Raw genomic sequence first — 16,348 nt, forward strand, 5'->3', positions numbered from 1 at the left:
CCTCGCCCACGCCGGGCGCCGGGCGCACCGGACTTTCGGCGGGGGAGCGCGTCGGAGCCGCTTGCGGTCAGCGGACGGCTCCGGTTGGCGGACGGCTCCGGTCAGCGGACGACCTCGGGCAGCGGGCGGAGGAACGGGCGGTCAGCGGACGGGAGTTCGGCGAGCGGACCGGCCGCGCGCAGCACCACGTCCAGCACGGCGTCCGGGTCGCAGGCGTAACCGCCGCTGGCCCAGGCCGCGTTGGCCTCGACCACCGCCCAGCCGCGCCCGGTGCGGCCGAGGTCGACCACGGTGGCGCTCGGCAGCCGGGCCGGGCCGGACGCCGCGGCCAGCACCTCCGCGGCGAACGCCAGCAACTCCGGTCCGTCCGGCCCCGGTTCGGCGATCGCGAGCTCACCGTCCAGGGCGTAGCGGGAGGCGGCGCGCACCGCGCCGTCCAGGACGAACAGGCGGAACTCGGCCTCGAACCGGACCACTTCGCTGACCAGCACCGGTGTGTCGCCGTCCAGCAGCTCCGGCCCGGGCAGGGCGGCGCCGTCCGGGTAGACCCGGGCGGCGAAGTGCTTGTCGGCCGGGGCCTTCACGAAAGCCGGGCCGGAGAGCCGACGCGCCGCGGCGAGCGTCGTCAACTCCACCCGGCGGCCGGTCACTTCGCGCGGCAGCGCGGCCAGCCAGCCGTCCGACGGCTCCACCGGCCCCAGCCCCAGCTCCCGCCCCACCGCGTCGGCGAACAGCGGCCCGCCGTACAGGTGGACCGGCGCCCCCGCCAGCTCCCGCGGGGCGCGCCAGGACGCCGCCGTGAACGCCCGCAGCCCGCGCCGCCCGGCGGCGGTGCGCAACTGCAGGCCGGTCTCGTTGATCCGGGGTGCGAGGAGCAGGGTGGCGGCGGACATGCCCGCGATCGTGCCGCGCCGCGCACCGCCCCGGCCAGCGGTTTTCCGCCCGTGCGTCCTCGGCGGATCGTGTGGCGGGGGAGGAGGGGGCAGGGGGTGGCGGTTGGGAAGAGGTGCTGGGGGGTCCTGACCAGGGCGGTGGTGGGCGCGTCCGCGATCGTGCCGTGCCGCGCCGTGCCGCGCAGCGCCCCGACGGCGGCCCGCACGTCGTCCCGGTCGCTGCGACCTTCGCCCGCGGCCGGGGCCGACCGGGCCGAGCGGGCCTGCCGGGCCGCGTGGCGGGGGAGGAGGGGTCAGGGGGTCCTACGTTGTTGGTGGGTTGGACGGGCCGTCGTAAGGTCCAGAGGCCCAGAGACGCCGGGCATGGCTTTCAGGGGGTTGCCCACGATGGTTCCCATCACCTGGCCGCCCGGCGTCTCACGACGACTCGACCGCTGATTAGGAGCTGCGGGCCCCTCGGGTGCATCGCTGAGTAGGACCACGCTGGCGAGGTCGTCCGGAGCACGAGAACGATCGAACGACCGGAGGAACAGGTGGCCCGGATCTGGGTGGGCACGGACATCGGCAAGACCCACCACCACTGCGTGGTCCTCGACAGCGAGGGCAGGAAGTTGCTCTCGCGCCGGGTGCTGAACGATGAGCCGGAGCTGCTGGCCCTGCTCGCCGACGTCCTCGCCCTCGACGAGGACGTGGTGTGGGCGGTGGACGTCGCCGACGGCATGGCCGCTCTGTGGATCAACACCCTGCTCAACCACGGCCAGCAACTGGTCTACATACCCGGCCTGGCCGTCAACCGGGCCTCGGCCGGCTACCGGGGCACCGGCAAGACCGACGCCAAGGACGCCACTGTCATCGCCGACCAGGCCCGCATGCGCCGCGACCTGGCCGTCATCCACCCGGACGACGAGCTGTCCGCCGAGCTGCGGATCCTCACCGGTCGCCGGGCCGACCTGGTCGCCGACCGCACTCGCCGGACCAACCGCCTGCGCGGCCAACTCACGGGTTCCTTCCCGGCGTTGGAGCGCGCACTGGATCTCGGCAACGTCGGCCCGCTGGTCCTGCTGACGGGCTACCAGACCCCGGCCGCCCTGCGTCGCGCCGGCCGCAGCCGCCTGGAGACCTGGCTGCGCAACCGCAAGGTCCGCGGCGCGGCAGAGCTCGCCCAGGCCGCCCTGGAAGCGGCCGATCGCCAGTACTCGACCGTTCCCGGGGAGAAGGTCATCGCGCAGATGGTCCACACCCTGGCCAGGGAGGTGATGGGCCTGGGCGAGCAGATCGCCGAGATCGACAAGCTCATCGCGGCCCGGTTTCGCGACCACGACCTCGCCGCACTGATCGCCAGTATGCCCGGCATCGGCCCCCTGCTGGGCGCCGAGTTCCTCGCCGCGACCGCCGGAGACATGAGCCGCTTCGGCAGCGCCGACCGCCTCGCCAGCTTCGCCGGCGTCGCGCCCGTGCCCCGGGACTCCGGCAGCGTCAGCGGCAACCTCCACCGGCCCCGGCGCTACCACCGCGGCCTCCAGCGTGTCTTCTACACCTCCGCGCTGATCAGCATCCGCAGCTGCGAGGAGTCCCGCCGGTTCTACGAGCGCAAGCGCGCCGAAGGCAAGCGCCATACCCAGGCCGTCCTCGCCCTGGCCCGCCGACGCGTCAACGTCCTGTGGGCTCTCATCCGTGACGGACAGTGCTTCCAACGTGGACTCCCGGTCGCAACAGCGGCTTGACAACAGCATTAGGAGGTGGTGGCCGGGAAGAGGCGTTGGACGGCTCGGACCACGGCGGCCCGGCGTTCGGCCAGGAAGGCGGTGCGCTGCTCCTCGTCGGTGGGCAGGAACTCCGACTGGCCGACCCAGGCGGTGGCGAGCTGGTTGAGCAGCACCAGGACGTCCAGCGGGTCCCAGGCCGGGTCGAGGTGGCCCGCCTGCTGGGCCAGGCGCAGTTGCTCGGTCTTGTGCCGCACGGTGGCCCGCACCGGGTCGTCCGCCGCGCCTGCCGCGTCCGCCCCGTCCGGGTCCGGGGACAGCTCCAGGCGGCCCCAGGACATCAGGCGCAGCCGGTCCGGGTGCGCGGAGAAGTAGTCGTGGAGGCGGCCCGCGTACGCGGGGAGGTCGGTCGGGTCGAGTCGGGTCGCCTCGGCGACGGCCGTCAACTCGGCGGCGGCGACGGTCGCGTACAGCTCCTCCTTGCCGCGGAAGTGCGCGTACAGGCGCTCCTTGCTGGTGCGGGCGGCCTTGGCGATGCGCTCGATCCGGGCCCCGGCGATCCCGTGCCGGGCGAACTCGGCGGTGGCCGCGGCGACGATGCGGTCGCGGGTCGAGTCGGCTCCGGGCGGGGGTGTCATGCCTCCACGGTACCGGACCGAACCGTCCGGTTCGGTTCGGCGGCGCCGGGCCCGACGGCCGGTCGGAGCGGGCGGCGCATCACCAGGCGCGGCCAGCGGTCCAGGCCGTGCGCCGCCTCCCGGGCCCGGACCTCGCGCAGGCCGGGCCCCAGGGCGTCCTCCGGCACGGGGCGGAAACCGCAGCGGGCGTAGTACGGGGCGTTCCACGGGACGTCGGCGAAGGTGGTGAGGGTCAGCGCGGGCACGCCCTCGGCCGCGGCCCGTGCGGCCAGGTGCTCCAGCAGGCGGCGGCCGACGCCCCGGCGGGCGTGCGAGGGGTGCACCGAGACCTGCTCGACGTGCAGCGCGTCGTCGACCCGCTCCGCGACCAGGTACGCCACCGGGCGGTCGGCGTCGTCCACCGCGACCCAGGCCAGGCCCGCGTCCAGGAACGCCGTCAACTCCGCGACGGAGAACGGCTCGTCGTCCGCGATCGGGTCCATCCCGACCTCGCGGAAGCAGCCCCCGGCCGCCCGCTCGATCTCTTGGAGCAGCGGCAGTTCCTCGACCCGTACCTCACGTGTGCGCATCACCCCATTGTGCGCGAGCGCGCTCCGGGTGCGGGGCGGTGCTCCGCGGGGGCGTCAGTGCTCGCTGCCGCGGTGGACGCGCTCCAGGACCTTGGGCGGGAGGTTCTCGTCGACGCCCGTGCCGATGACGATGATCAGGTGGTCGCTGTCGGACCAGACGCAGGTGATCTCCTTGCGGGCCCGCGTCCGCGCGCTGTCGTCCGGATCGTACGAGTCGCAGTACATCGTGCCGTCCAGGCCCGACTTGACCACGTGCGGGGCGTCGCTCTCGTCGGCGGACGAGGCCATCTCGGCGATCCACTGCTGGAAGCCCGGGCCGGGCTTGCCGATCACCACCTTCCAGCGCGCCTCGCGGTCGCTGCCCCCGAACGGGCTGTCGGCCTCCGCCTCCGGCACCGCGCCGTACGCCGCCCCCTGGAGGTCCTGCACGCCCAGCTTGGTCATGCTCGAGTTCATGTCCTTCCAGTCCGGGAGGTCACCCTTCGCCGAACTGGCCCGCAGCTTCTCGCCCTCCACCGAACCGGGCAGGTGCGGGGCGTCGCCGCCACCGAACAGGGTGCTCCCCAGCAGGATCAGGCCGCTCACCACGACGACCGCGCCGACGCCCAGCGCGATCCGCTTGCGCTTGGCCAGCACCGCCGGGTCGACCGGCGCACCGGCGGGCAGCGCCGGGTAGACGGGTACGCCGGGCGCGAAGGGTGCGCCGGACGGTGCCGCGGGCGGGGCGGGCGGCGGTGTGGGCGGCAGTCCCGGTGCGGAGGGGGCCGCGAACGGGGCGGCGGACGGCGGGGCGAACGGCGGGGCGGCGGGGGCCGCGGACGGCGGGACCGGGGGAGCGGGCGGGGCGGCGGGGGCGGCGGGCACGGTCGGCGGGGGAGCCTTCTCGAACGAGGGCGCACCCCCGCCCGGGGCGGTGGCAGCGGTGGCAGTGGCCGCGGCCGCCCCGGGGGCCAGGCGGAGCGACTGCGCCAGCGCCGAGTTGAAGCCGAGCACCTCGTCGACGGCCCCGGTCAGCGCGGCGCGGGCCGCCGCGTCCTGCGGTGCCGCCGTGGCGGCCGCCAGCGCCTGCTGCCAGCGCGGCAGGCGCTGCAGTTCGTGGCGCACCCGGGCCACCGACTCCGCCTCCAGGGCCGCCGAGGCGGCCCCGTCTGGCTGCAGCAGCGCGTCGACCACGACCTCGGCCGACACGGCCCCGTCCCCCGTAACCATCGTCAATCTCCTGTCCGAGATGCTCAGTTCGACCACCAATGTGGCAGCACACGGTCACCGCCCGCACCGGTGTGCGGGAATGGAGACGGAACCGCAACCCGGACGGTTGCACCGCGCCGCGCCCGGGTACCCCGTTCAGGCGCCCGGCGCGGGCTCCGCGGCGAGGCGGCCGGTGCGGATCGCGGCCAGCAGCGCCGCGTGGTCGGCCTCGGACCGGTCGGCGTAGGCGACCGCGAACCGGGCCACGGCCTCGTCCAGGCGGTCGTCCTTGCCGCAGTACCCGGCGATCAGCGCGGCGTCCGCGGTGTGGGCGTGGGCGCGGGCCAGCAGCGCGCCGGTGAGGCGGCCGTAGTCGTCGAGCTGGGAGGCGGTCAGCGCGGCCGGGTCGACGCTGCCCTTGCGGTTGCGGAACTGCCGCACCTGGTACGGGAGTCCGGCGACGCTGGTCCAGCCCATCAGCGGGTCGGACACCACCTGCATGCGCTTCTGCCCGAGCACCACCCGGCGCCCCTCGTGCCCGCCCCCGTCCGGCACCGGGAACCCGGCCCGCACCAGGTGCGGCAGCAGCACCGACGCCCGGGCCTCCTTCACCTGCAGCACCAGCGGCCCGCCCCTGCGGTCGGTCAGCAGCACCACGTACGAGCGGGTGCCGACGCTGCCGGTGCCCACCACCCGGAACGCCACGTCCTGCACCCGGAACCGGGCCAGCAGCGGGTGCAGCTCCGCCGGGACGGTGTGCCGGTAGGAGGCCAACGAGTCGGCCACGAGGGCAGCCTGACGGTCCGTCACCTCGCTGAGGATCGGCGGCGCCGCGACGAACCGCCAACCCCCGTCCCCGGTACGGACGGTGGAGCGCGCCGCGAACTTCGCCCCGGTGTTGCGCAGCGCCTTCGCGGAGACCGCCGCCAGCAGCTCGCTCAGCTCGTGCGCGCCCGCGAACTCCACCAACTGGTGCTCCGCGATGGCGTCCCAGGCGTTCCAGGCCTCCAGCGCCGGGAGCTTCGCCAGCTGCCGCACCGTCCGCCGGTAGGTCGCCACCGCGTCGAACGCCGCCCGGTGGCAGGCGACTTCGTCCGCCCCGGTCTGCCGCCCCGCCAGCACCAGGCTGGCCGCCAGCCGCTTCAGGTCCCACTCCCACGGGCCCGAGACCGTCTCGTCGAAGTCGTTCAGGTCCAGCGCCAACCGGCCCCGGGCGTCCCCGTACAGGCCGAAGTTGGCGGCGTGCGCGTCCCCGCACAGCTGCGCCGCGATCCCGCTGACCGGCGTGGTCGCCAGGTCGTGCGCCATCAGCCCCGCCGAACCGCGCAGGAACGCGAACGGCGAGGCCGCCATCCGCCCCACCCGCAGCGGCACCAGGTGCGGCAGCCGGCCCGCGTTCGCCGACTCCACCGCCGCGACCACCTCCGGGCGCGACGCGGAGAGCACCAGTTGCGCGTGCGACGCCAACGGCACCCGCTCGCGCAGCAGTTTGCCGCGCCGCTTCGGACCCTCCGCGAGCGCGAGGCCGTCCACCTCCAGCAGCGCCGCCGACGGGCGGGGCGCCACCGCGGAGGCGTCCCCCGCGAAGCCCTCGACCGCGAACTCCCTGGACCGCGGCAGCAGTTCCGCCGCCCCCGAAGCTTCCGGACCCTCCGCCCAGACCTCGACCGCCGACACCCGCACTCCCCTCCGACCGCGGCGGGGGCCGCCCCCACCAGCGGTGACGCTACCCGGCCGGACGGACGACGACGCGCCCGGGTCCGCCCACCGGACCACTGCGCCGCCGCCGCCCGTCCGGCGGGCCGCGCACCGGGCCGCGCACCGACCGCGCCGTCCTGCGCGGTCGGGTACGCCGCGGTTTCCGGAGCGCAACGCCCCCGAAACACCGCCTCCCTACCGTCACCCCCACACCGGTCATGGCTGCAACGGCCGGTGCGCGTCCGGGCGCTGGGCTCGCCCGGGCGCTAACCAGCCGTCTTCCGCCGAGCTACGAGGAGGAACGATGGCTGTCGTCGAGCACGCCGTCGCACCCGCCCACCGAGAACCCCACCCCGTCGACGTACGGCCGCCGTGGCGACGGCTCGTACCGCTGAGCCTGCAGCACCTGCTGGTCGCCTACGCGGGCCTGGCCACCATGCCGCTGCTGGTGGGAACCGCGCTGCACCTGCCCGAGGACCGGATCCGGCTGCTCATCAGCGCGAACCTGCTGGTCAGCGGGATCGCCACGGTGCTGCAGTCGCTGGGCCTGAAGTGGTTCGGGGCGCGGCTGCCGATCGTGATGGGCTCCACGTTCACCGCGATCACCCCCGCCGTCCTCATCGGACAGCAGCACGGGCTCGCCGCCGTCTTCGGGGCGACCGTCGTCTCCGGCCTGGTGACGCTGGCCGTCGCCCCCTGGTTCGGACGCTGCCTGCATCTGTTCCCGCCGCTGGTCACCGGGACGGTCATCGCCGTCATCGGGTTCTCGCTGGTGCCCTCGGCGGCCGGTCTGGTCGCGGGGGAGGGGGCCGGTGGCAGCGGCGGCCGCGGGCTCGCGCTCGCCGCCGGGACGGTGCTGGTCGCGGTCGTCCTGGAACGCGCCGCGCCGCCCGCGCTCGCCCGCTTCTCGGTGCTCCTCGCCATGGCCGTCGGCACCGCGGCCGCGGTGCCGCTGGGGCTGTTCGACGGGTCGGGGGTCGCGGACGCGCGCGTCGTCACGGTGCCCGATCCGGTCGCCTTCGGGGCACCCGTCCTCGTGCTGCCCGCCGTCGCGGCGATGCTCGTCGTGCAGCTCGTGAACATGGTGGAGTCCGTCGGCGACACCCTCGCGGTCGGCCAGATCGTCGGCCGCGGCGACGACGCGCCCACCGTCGTGCGGGCGCTGCGCGCCGACGGGGCCGCCACCGCGCTGTCGGGGGCGCTCGCCTCCTTCCCCGTCGTGACGTTCGGGCAGTCGGTGGGCCTGGTGAGCGTGACCCGGGTGAGGAGTCGCCACGTGGTGGCGCTGTCCGGAGCGCTGATGGTGCTGCTCGCGTTCGTGCCCGTCCTCGGGGCCGCCGTCGCCGCCGTGCCGGGGCCGGTCCTCGGCGGGGTCTCGCTCGTCATGTTCGGGACGGTGGGCGCCGTCGGGCTCCGCATCCTCGCCCGCGCCGACCTGACCGAGCCGCGGAACCTGCTGACCGTCGCCCTCGCCTTCGGGCTCGGCATGCTCCCCCTCGGCGCGCCCGACTTCTACGCGCCGCTCCCCTCGTACCTGCGCACCGTCCTGGACAGCGGCATCGCCGCCACCGGGATCGCGGCGTTCCTGCTCAACCTGCTGTTCCACCACACGGGCGCGGCCCGGCGCCGGAAGGAGTCCGCCCGATGACGCTCGCGACGATCACGGACGTCACCGTCTACAGCGGGGGCCGCTGGCTGCCCGGGACGGACGTGCACCTCGCCGACGGACGGGTCACGGCCCTCGCGGCGCACGGCGAACTCCCTTACCGCGGTGAGGTCCTGGCCGGACACGGCGGACACCTGACGCCCGGTCTCGTCAACACCCACACCCACCTCTTCCAGGCCGGGCTGCGCGGCACCGGCGAGGGGCTCGGGCTGCTCGCCTGGCTGCGCGCCGTCGGCGAGGAGGCGGCGCGGCTCACGCCCGAGCGGGCCTACGCGGCCGCCGCCGCGGCCGCGGCCGAAGCCCTGCGCAGCGGCACCACCACGCTCGTCGAGCACATGTGGCCGCACCCGTCGCCCGAGGTGCACGACGCGGTCCTGCGGGCCCTCGAGGACAGCGGCGTACGGGCCGTGCTGTGCCGGGGCGTCGCCGACCGGGCCGACCCGAGCCGCCGGTGGGGCTTCGACCCGCGGCTGATGCAGCCGCTGGAGGAGGCCCTCGCGCACACCGACGAACTGATCGCCCGGACGCGCGGCAGCCGGGTGCAGATCGGCGTGGCCGTGCCCAACCCGCGCTGCCTGACGCCGGAGGGCATGGGCACCGTGCGCGCGTACGCCGAGGAGCGCGGACTGCCCGTCTCGCTGCACCTGCTGGAGACCACCACGGACGACACGACGTGCCGCGACCACGCCGGGGTCGGCGCCGTCGCGTACCTGGAACGGGCCGGGTTCCTGTGGGAGCGGCTGCTCGCCGTGCACTGCGTGGAACTCGACGCCGAAGGACGGGCCACCCTCGCCCGGCACGGCGTCGGCGTCTCGTACAACCCGCTGAGCAACATGCGGCTCGGCAGCGGGATCGCGCCGGTGCCCGCGATGCTGGAGGCCGGCCTGAGCGTCGGCCTCGGGGTCGACGGGGCCGCCAGCAACGACACCCAGGACATCCTGGAGGCGCTGCGCATCGGCGCCTACCTGCAGCGGGCCGCGCACCGCGCGGCGGACCTGCTCGGGTTCCCCGAGATGTTCGCGCTGGCGGCGGGCGGCGCCAACCGGGTGCTCGGGATCGAGGAGAACCCGGACGGCGGGGTGCGGGTGGGGATGCGGGCCGACCTCGTCCTGCACCGCTTCGACCGCGACTACGCCTGCCTCCCGGTCCGCGACCCGGGGGCGACGCTGCTGACCTGCGCGGGCAGCAGGACGGTGGCGGCCGTGCTGGTCGGGGGCGAGGTGCTGGTGCGCGACGGGGAGCACGTCCGGCTGCCGTCGCGCCGGTTGGCGGCCGGCCTCGCCTGTTGGACTCCCGCGGTCACCGCACCCCGTACCCCACTTCCTGCCGGAGGAGCGACAGCCACCATGACGAACACCACCAGCACCGCGTACACGCTCGACGAGTTGGCCAAGGAGACCCGCATGGGCGGGGCCGGGACGGAGACCACCGCCCGGGAGATCCGCCGGATCGACCTCACCGACTTCGAGCACCGCAAGGCGGAGATCACCGAGGAGCTGTGGGCCGCCGCCACCGACATCGGCTTCTTCCAACTGGTCAACCACGGCATCGAACCCGGCGTCGTGGACCGCGCGTTCGCCGACGCCGAGGCCTTCTTCGCCCTGCCGGAGCGGACCAAGGCACGGCACGCCCTGAAGAGGGGGCTCAACTCCGGCTGGGAGTCGATGACCCAGGTGCGCCCCTCGATCGGGACGCCCGACCAGAAGGAGTCGTACCAGGTGACCCGCCCGCACATGGCCGGGCTGTGGCCGGACGACGCGCTGCCCGGGTTCCAGGAGCGCGTGCTGGCGTTCGAGGCGAGCTGCCGGGAGCTGGCGATGCGGGTGCTGTCCTGCTTCGCGGACCGGCTGGGGCTGCCCGACGGGTTCTTCGCGCGCGCCCACGACCCGGCGAGCCCGCAGTACCAGTCCACCCTGCGGATGCTGCACTACTTCGCCGTGCCCGAGGACGCCGTGATCCCCGCGAACGTGTGGCGGGCCGGGGCGCACACCGACTTCGACTGCCTGACGCTGCTGTTCCAGCGGGACGGGCAGGGCGGCCTGCAGGTGTGCCCGGGCAAGGAGGCCGAGGCGCAGGAGTGGACGCGGGTCGAGCCCGCGGACTCCGTGATCACCTGCAACATCGGGGACATGCTGATGCGGTGGAGCGACGACCGGCTCCCGTCGAACTTCCACCGGGTCAGGTCGCCGGGGCCCGACGACGACCGGTCGGCCCGCCACAGCATCGCGTTCTTCGCCCAGGCCGACCGCGACGTGGTGATCGAGGGCCCGGAGGGTCGCTACCCGCCGATCACCGCGGCCGACTACCTCCAGCAGCGGATCGCTGCGAACTTCGCCCGCTAGTCAGTACGTCCGGCGGCGGTGGTGACGGCCGCCCGGCAGGACGCGCGGGCCCGGCCGCGGCGGGCGGCCGGGCCCGCGCCACCGCTTGGCCTAGCATGCCTGGCATGGCACACGACCTCCACGACCTCGACCCGGCCTACCTCGCCTTCTGGCGCGAGTACCAGCTGTGCACCCTCACCACGCTGCGCCCCGACGGCACTCCGCACGTCGTCCCGGTCGGCGCGACCTTCGACCCGGCCACCCGCACCGCCCGGGTGATCAGCAGCCGGGAGAGCCGCAAGGTCCGCAACGTGCTGGCCGCGGGCGAGGCCGGGCAGCGGGTCGCCCTCTGCCAGGTCGACCGGGCCCGCTGGGCGACCCTGGAGGGGCGGGCCGTGATCCGCCAGGACGCCGCCTCCGTCGCCGACGCCGAACGCCGCTACGCCGAGCGCTACCGCCAGCCCCGGGAGAACCCCGAGCGGGTGGTGATCGAGATCGCCGTCGACCGGGCCCTCGGCCGGGCCTGAGGCACCGGCGCCGCAGCCCGGCACGGCCGCCAGGGGCGGGCACCCACCGGGTGCCCGCCCCTTTCGCGCACCTGCCCGCCGCCAGCTCTCTTGCGGCGATAGCTCTGTGATGCAAAGCTGACTGCATGACAGACGCCTCGGTGCCGCTGCCCGGCACCCCCCGTGAAGTCCTGTCCGGCCTCGGTGAGTTGACCCGACGGGTGCGAGCCCTCCAGCGCGACGCCTGGATCCCGCTGCTGCTGTTCGGCCTGGTCACCCTGGGCGGGGTCCTGGTCGGCCGACTCACCTTCCAGCAGGGGACCGTCCCCTGCCCCGGTGGCCCGGCAGGCCCCGGCGGCACCTGCACCGTGATGCGGCAGGGCTCCCCCGCCTACTGGACGATCGCCCTGATCGCCGCGTACACCGCCACCGCCTGGTGGTACCTGCGCCGCTCCCGCCGCCGCGGCGTCGGCACCCCCGTCCGTCCCTACGTGCTCGCCGGGGCCGCCGCCGTCACCGCCCTCGCCGTCACCACCTGGTGGGGCGCCTCCCAGCCCGCACCCGGCGCCGACCTCGACCTCTGGGGCCTGCACCTGGCCGCCGACACCCGCAGCACCCGGCTGGTCCAGCAGTTCCTCGGCGGGGCCGCCGCGATCGGCGTCCCGCTGCTGGTGCTCGCCCGGATCGACCGCAGCCGCGCCCTGGCCCTGTTCGCCCTCGGCTACCTGCTGATCGAACTGACCCCCGTCACCTTCGGCTGGTGGGGCGCGGCCGCCGGCCCCTGGATCGCGCTGAGCCGCCACGGCGTCCCCGCGCTGTACCTGCTCGCCGGCGCGCTCCTGTTCGCCCTCGCCAACCGCCGCGCCCGCCCGCAGGCCGCCGCATGAGTCCCGCCGGAACCGCCGCGGGCGCCGTGGGCGACGACGCCGAGCAGCACCCCGCCAAGGCCCTGGACGACACCGTCCACCAGCGCATCCGCCTCGGCATCCTCACCGTCGCCCACCAGGCCCGGCGCGCCGAGTTCGGCCTCCTGCGCACCACCCTCGACCTGACCGCCGGAAACCTCGGCCAGCACCTCACCGTCCTGGAGAAGGCCGCCCTGATCGCCGTCGAGAAGGGCTACGAGGGCCGCCGCCCCCGCACCTGGATCACCCTCACCCCCGCCGGTGAACGCGCCCTGCGCGAAGAGGTCGCCCACCTCAAGCGCCTGATCCACCAGATCGAGACCGCGGGCGGGGACCACACCGACTGACCGGCCGAACGCGCCCGGCAGCCCGAAAACCGGGTGTATCCCCGTCCGGACGGGTGCCAGGCTGCGCCGGTCGCCCGCGTTCGACCGGGCCGGACCACCCGGAGGGGAACGGATGTCCAAGTTCGAGGTGATCGTCGTCCTGCCGCCGACACCGCCGGAACGGTACCCGGAGGCGCTCGCCGAGGCGATGGAGCCCTACTCCGCCCTGGAGGGCAAGTACGACGCGGAGGACCCGAACGGCGTCCCCTGGGTCGAGGAACTGCGTGCCACCGGAGCGCTGCCCCGGGAGGCCGTGCTGACCTGGGCCCAGGTCGCCGACGCGTACAACTCCGCGCACGGCTACGAACGGCTGGACGACCGGAAGCTGTACCTCGACGGGAACGGCCGGGGCTTCTGGCAGCGGGAGTGGAACCCGAACGGACAGTGGGACGCCTACCTGCTGTACCGGACGGAGGGCGCGCACTTCCCGTACCGCCCGGAGGCCGCCGGGGACCCGCGGCTGTGGGACACCGACCACCCCGAGGGCTACGGCAGGCCGGACCGGCTGGCCGCCCTGCCCCACCGCTGCGACGGCGGCCCGCGCGGCCTGCTCGACCTCGACGCGCTGCGCGAGGCCGCCGCCCGCTTCGCCGCCGAGGACCACGACGCCTGGACCGCCGGCGGCTGGCAACCGTCGCACTGGCCGTTCCGGTTCACCACCGACCGCGCCGACAACATCGCCAGGGCCCGCGCCTCCGCCGTCCCCGGCTTCGCCCTGCTGCGGCTGGACGGCAGCTGGACCGACGCCAACGACTGGCGGCCGAACCCGATGGACGCCCCCGACCGCTTCTGGAGCTACACCAACGACTACCTGGACGCCCTCGACCCGGACGCCGTGGTCCTCTCCGTCTCCTGTCACTGCTGACCGCCCGGCCCGGCTCGGTCCCCGTCCGGCTCGGTCCCCGTCCGGCTCGGTCCCGTCCGGTTCGGCCCCGGCCCGGGCGCAGGCCAGCAGCGCGCCGAGCGCGGCGGTCCCCTCCGGCAGGGCCAGCGAACGGGCGGTCAGCCCTTCGTCCCGGGCGGCCAGCACCGCCGTGACCTCCACCGGGCCGCAGGCGCCGCGCAGTTCGGGCAGCAGGGCGCGCAGCGGCCCGATCCGGTGTCCGGCCAGGCGCAACTGGCGGACGATCCGGGCGTCGCGGACCTGGGCGGGGCTGTAACGCCGGGTGCCCCGCACCGGATCGCGGTCGGGGACGACCAGGCCCTCCGCGTCCCGGTGCCGCAGCGCGGAGGGGCGCACGCCCAGGACGGCGGCGAGCTCCGAGACGTCCATCGCGTCCGAGGCACTCGCCTCGCCGATCGGCTCCCCGGCGACACGGCTTCCCGCCCGGACCGTCCGGGCGCCTTCCGGGCCGACATCGCGGTCGGGCAGGCCGAACTCGCCCACTGCGCCGCGGACACCGACCCGTCGTTCCCCGCCGACGACACCCTGATCGCGCACCCCCGCTACGGCGCCGCCGGCTGGCTCGCCGTGACCAACCCCGCCGAGCGCACCGCCGCGGCCACCCGCGAACTGCTCCGCACCGCCCACCGGCTGGCCCGTACCCGCCACGGACGGCGGGCCCGGCCGGGGGAGTGACGCGTCAGGGCGGATGTGCCGCAGCAGGGTGGCGGCCGGGCGGACCGGGAGCGGCACGGTCAGCGGCGCTCCGGCGCCGCTCTCCCCGGAGGGGACGAGTTCCCGGAACGGCTCGTCCCCGTGTGCCTCCCCACCGAGGCCGACCGCCCCGCCCCGACCGCGCCGGGGAGCCGCCCGGCGACACCGAGGCCCCCCGGGGCATGGGCGGTGCCACCATCGGCTCCTGGACGTACGCCTTCGCCACCGCCGACGGCACCCGTCGGCTCACCGTCAACACCAACGGCGACGGACCGATCCGGCGAGCGGCTGGGACGACCCGATCGGCGTCTTCACCGAGCTGCTCGCCCTCGCCCTCCCCCTGGACGGCGGACCGTCAGGCGCGGGCCGTCACCACGTGGAAGGTGACGGTGGCCAGGAAGGTCCCGGTCGCCAGGTGGGTCAGCCAGCGGTCGGCGTCCTCGGCCGTGAAGTAGCCCGCCGCCACCGCGCGCTGGGTGACCCGCTGTAGGCCCAGCACCCGGTCGGCGGCGGACACCTCGCGGAAGACCGGGGTCAGCGGCCGCACGTCCAGCACCTCCAGCCCGGCCCCGGCGGCCAGCCGCGGCAACTGGCTGCCGATCCGGGCGTGACGCACCGCCTGGTCGGTGACGTACCGGGTGTACGCGGCGGTCAGCGCCGCGTCCGGGTGGTCGACGGTCAGGGTGCCCCAGTCCGGTTCGCCCAGCACCAGCAGCCCGCCCGGCCGCAGCACCCGGCGGGCCTCGCGCAGCGCCAGCGCCGGGTCGGCCACGTGCTGCAGCACCCGGTCGGTGCGGGCCCGGTCGCAGCTCCCGTCCGCCAGCGGCAGCTCGTGCAGGTCCCCCAGCCGGACGTCGACCTGCAGCAGGTGGGCCGTCCGCTCGGCGGCGGTGTCCACCGCCTCCCGGTCGTGGTCCACCCCCAGCACGGTGCCCTCCGGCCCGGCCGCCTCGGCCAGCGCGGACAGGTCGGTGCCGGGCCCGCAGCCCAGGTCGACCACCGTCTGCCCCCGTTCGACCGCCAGCGCCGCCAGCATCGCCGCCTTGTACTCCCGGCCCAGTTCGGAGACGGCCAGCCGGTCCAGGTAGGCGATCGGATCGGGCGGCACGGACTCGAACACACGGGAGGTCATGACGGGCAGTCAACCAAACCAGCCCCCGGCAGGGAAGATCCCGGCACCTGCCGGAGGCCGCGACAAGGGGCGCACGCCGTCCCGCAGGGCGCACCCGCCGCCCGGCCCGGAAACCCGGGTGCGACGGCGCACCCCCGTCCGCCAGGATGTGGTCCGCCGACGAACGGATCCGCCGACGAACGGAGAGGAGCGCCCGGTGTCCTCGTACGACATGCTCGTCGTCCTGCCCCCGATGCCGCCCGCGCAGTACCGGGAGGCCGCGGTCGCCGCCCTCCGGCCCTACTTCAGCGAGCTGGAGGTGCCCGAGTACCGCGACTACCAGCCGGAGGACCCGAACGACGAGTACTGGGTGCGGGCGAACCGGGAACGCGGCATCGTCCCGGACCGCGACGACGTCAGCTGGGCCGAGGTCGCCCGCGCGATGAACGCCTGGACCGGCAACGCTCCGGGCCACAGCAGCCACCTCTACGTCGACGAGGCCGGACGCGGCTACTTCCTCGCCACCCACAACCCGCGCGGCAAGTGGGACGGCCTGGCCCTGCGCCTGGGCGGCCCGCGGCTGCTGCACCGGCCGGACGCCGCCGCGAGCCCGCTGCTGGCCAGGTACGACGGCTACGGCGACGTGCCCGAGGAGCGCGACCTGCTGCTCGGCCTGCCCGACCGCTGCGACGGCGGCCCGCGCGGCCTGCTCGACTTCGAGGCGCTGCGCGCCACCCACGAGCGGCTCGCCGCCGAGCACCACGACGCCTGGCAGGCCGGTGGCCCCGCCCCGCTCCACTGGCCCTTCCGGTTCACCGGCGACCGGGCCCGGAACACCGCACTGGCCCGCGCCAACGCGGTCCCCGGGTACGCCCTGCTGCGGCTGGACGGCAGCTGGACCGACAAGCACGACGACCCCGACTACCTGGCCGACGCCAACGCCTACCTGGACGCCCTCGACCCGGACACCGTGCTGCTCGACGTCTCCTGCCACTGCTGACCGACCGGCGCTCCGCGCGCCGCTCAGGACACCAGCGGCCCGTCCGCCGACTCGGTCAGCGCCACCGCCCGGGCCGGGCGCACCTCGAACAGCGTCCGCCTGCCTCGGTTGCCGAGGAACGAACGGGCCACCGCCGGCCCGGCCCGCCGCGCGCAGCGCCCGTCCCA

General features: G+C 75.5%; 15 protein-coding genes and 1 pseudogene. 9 read left to right on the forward strand and 7 right to left on the reverse strand.

Annotated features, from left to right (window positions below):
- Positions 1 to 101: 101 nt before the first annotated feature.
- Positions 102 to 893 (reverse strand): ATP-grasp domain-containing protein, encoded by a 792-nt coding sequence (locus ACFY00_RS13110; protein WP_388030511.1) that lies wholly within the window; start codon positions 891 to 893, stop codon positions 102 to 104.
- Positions 894 to 1,426: 533 nt separating this feature from the next.
- Between ACFY00_RS13110 and ACFY00_RS13115 the strand changes: the two genes are divergently transcribed.
- Entirely contained in the window at positions 1,427 to 2,617 is a 1,191-nt protein-coding gene (locus ACFY00_RS13115; protein ID WP_388030513.1) for an IS110 family transposase, read from the forward strand.
- A gap of 8 nt (positions 2,618 to 2,625) precedes the next feature.
- Here ACFY00_RS13115 and ACFY00_RS13120 read toward each other — a convergent pair whose 3' ends face one another.
- From ACFY00_RS13120 to ACFY00_RS13135, 4 genes are all read right to left on the reverse strand, one after another.
- Positions 2,626 to 3,234 (reverse strand): TetR family transcriptional regulator, encoded by a 609-nt coding sequence (locus tag ACFY00_RS13120; protein ID WP_388030515.1) that lies wholly within the window; start codon positions 3,232 to 3,234, stop codon positions 2,626 to 2,628.
- Entirely contained in the window at positions 3,231 to 3,803 is a 573-nt protein-coding gene (locus ACFY00_RS13125) for a GNAT family N-acetyltransferase (RefSeq protein WP_388030518.1), read from the reverse strand. Before ACFY00_RS13125 ends, ACFY00_RS13120 begins: the two co-directional genes overlap by 4 nt.
- Before the next feature lie 54 nt (positions 3,804 to 3,857).
- Positions 3,858 to 5,012, reverse strand: a complete 1,155-nt coding sequence (locus tag ACFY00_RS13130; RefSeq protein ID WP_388030520.1) for a hypothetical protein — start codon at positions 5,010 to 5,012, stop codon at positions 3,858 to 3,860.
- Positions 5,013 to 5,147: 135 nt separating this feature from the next.
- Positions 5,148 to 6,668 (reverse strand): DUF2252 domain-containing protein, encoded by a 1,521-nt coding sequence (locus tag ACFY00_RS13135; protein WP_388030522.1) that lies wholly within the window; start codon positions 6,666 to 6,668, stop codon positions 5,148 to 5,150.
- Positions 6,669 to 6,993: 325 nt separating this feature from the next.
- On the opposite strand from ACFY00_RS13135, the gene ACFY00_RS13140 reads away from it, so the two are divergent.
- From ACFY00_RS13140 to ACFY00_RS13165, 6 genes are all read left to right on the forward strand, one after another.
- Positions 6,994 to 8,337: a uracil-xanthine permease family protein gene (locus ACFY00_RS13140; protein WP_388030524.1), complete on the forward strand. Its 1,344-nt coding sequence runs from the start codon at positions 6,994 to 6,996 to the stop codon at positions 8,335 to 8,337.
- The gene (locus tag ACFY00_RS13145) at positions 8,334 to 10,697 is read left to right on the forward strand and encodes an amidohydrolase family protein (protein ID WP_388030527.1); all 2,364 of its coding nucleotides are present in this window, start codon (positions 8,334 to 8,336) and stop codon (positions 10,695 to 10,697) included. The genes ACFY00_RS13140 and ACFY00_RS13145 overlap by 4 nt, the downstream gene beginning before the upstream one ends.
- Positions 10,698 to 10,801: 104 nt before the next feature.
- Complete coding sequence (locus tag ACFY00_RS13150; protein ID WP_033252168.1) at positions 10,802 to 11,203, forward strand: pyridoxamine 5'-phosphate oxidase family protein; 402 nt, start codon at positions 10,802 to 10,804, stop codon at positions 11,201 to 11,203.
- A 125-nt stretch (positions 11,204 to 11,328) separates the two neighbouring features.
- Positions 11,329 to 12,069: a hypothetical protein gene (locus ACFY00_RS13155; protein WP_388030530.1), complete on the forward strand. Its 741-nt coding sequence runs from the start codon at positions 11,329 to 11,331 to the stop codon at positions 12,067 to 12,069.
- Positions 12,066 to 12,434, forward strand: coding sequence for a transcriptional regulator (locus ACFY00_RS13160; protein WP_388030531.1), 369 nt, complete (start codon positions 12,066 to 12,068; stop codon positions 12,432 to 12,434). Before ACFY00_RS13155 ends, ACFY00_RS13160 begins: the two co-directional genes overlap by 4 nt.
- 112 nt (positions 12,435 to 12,546) lie before the next feature.
- Positions 12,547 to 13,338 carry a hypothetical protein gene (locus ACFY00_RS13165; protein ID WP_388030532.1) on the forward strand — a complete coding sequence of 264 codons (792 nt, stop codon included), beginning with the start codon at positions 12,547 to 12,549 and terminating at the stop codon, positions 13,336 to 13,338.
- A 264-nt stretch (positions 13,339 to 13,602) separates the two neighbouring features.
- Here ACFY00_RS13165 and ACFY00_RS13170 read toward each other — a convergent pair.
- Positions 13,603 to 13,746 (reverse strand): annotated as a pseudogene (locus ACFY00_RS13170) (MerR family transcriptional regulator); the annotation flags it as partial.
- On the opposite strand from ACFY00_RS13170, the gene ACFY00_RS13175 reads away from it, so the two are divergent.
- Entirely contained in the window at positions 13,690 to 14,052 is a 363-nt protein-coding gene (locus ACFY00_RS13175) for a DUF6194 family protein (protein WP_388030691.1), read from the forward strand. The pseudogene ACFY00_RS13170 and the gene ACFY00_RS13175 overlap by 57 nt on opposite strands.
- A 373-nt stretch (positions 14,053 to 14,425) precedes the next feature.
- On the opposite strand, the gene ACFY00_RS13180 is transcribed toward ACFY00_RS13175, so the two are convergent.
- Complete coding sequence (locus ACFY00_RS13180) at positions 14,426 to 15,202, reverse strand: methyltransferase domain-containing protein (protein WP_388030535.1); 777 nt, start codon at positions 15,200 to 15,202, stop codon at positions 14,426 to 14,428.
- A gap of 196 nt (positions 15,203 to 15,398) precedes the next feature.
- On the opposite strand from ACFY00_RS13180, the gene ACFY00_RS13185 reads away from it, so the two are divergent.
- Positions 15,399 to 16,181 (forward strand): hypothetical protein, encoded by a 783-nt coding sequence (locus tag ACFY00_RS13185; protein WP_388030537.1) that lies wholly within the window; start codon positions 15,399 to 15,401, stop codon positions 16,179 to 16,181.
- Positions 16,182 to 16,348 lie beyond the last annotated feature (167 nt).

It is taken from the genome of Kitasatospora sp. NPDC001540, assembly GCF_042894345.1.
Taxonomy (GTDB): domain Bacteria; phylum Actinomycetota; class Actinomycetes; order Streptomycetales; family Streptomycetaceae; genus Kitasatospora; species Kitasatospora phosalacinea_C.

Bases quoted from the DNA above. Each gene is read 5' to 3' on its own strand.
- ACFY00_RS13150 (WP_033252168.1), top strand. From the start codon at position 10,802: ATGGCACACGACCTCCACGACCTCGACCCGGCCTACCTCGCCTTCTGG.
- ACFY00_RS13180 (WP_388030535.1), bottom strand. From the start codon at position 15,202: ATGACCTCCCGTGTGTTCGAGTCCGTGCCGCCCGATCCGATCGCCTAC.
- ACFY00_RS13155 (WP_388030530.1), top strand. From the start codon at position 11,329: ATGACAGACGCCTCGGTGCCGCTGCCCGGCACCCCCCGTGAAGTCCTG.
- ACFY00_RS13120 (WP_388030515.1), bottom strand. From the start codon at position 3,234: ATGACACCCCCGCCCGGAGCCGACTCGACCCGCGACCGCATCGTCGCC.
- ACFY00_RS13145 (WP_388030527.1), top strand. From the start codon at position 8,334: ATGACGCTCGCGACGATCACGGACGTCACCGTCTACAGCGGGGGCCGC.
- ACFY00_RS13140 (WP_388030524.1), top strand. From the start codon at position 6,994: ATGGCTGTCGTCGAGCACGCCGTCGCACCCGCCCACCGAGAACCCCAC.
- ACFY00_RS13165 (WP_388030532.1), top strand. From the start codon at position 12,547: ATGTCCAAGTTCGAGGTGATCGTCGTCCTGCCGCCGACACCGCCGGAA.
- ACFY00_RS13110 (WP_388030511.1), bottom strand. From the start codon at position 893: ATGTCCGCCGCCACCCTGCTCCTCGCACCCCGGATCAACGAGACCGGC.
- ACFY00_RS13160 (WP_388030531.1), top strand. From the start codon at position 12,066: ATGAGTCCCGCCGGAACCGCCGCGGGCGCCGTGGGCGACGACGCCGAG.
- ACFY00_RS13125 (WP_388030518.1), bottom strand. From the start codon at position 3,803: ATGCGCACACGTGAGGTACGGGTCGAGGAACTGCCGCTGCTCCAAGAG.
- ACFY00_RS13130 (WP_388030520.1), bottom strand. From the start codon at position 5,012: ATGGTTACGGGGGACGGGGCCGTGTCGGCCGAGGTCGTGGTCGACGCG.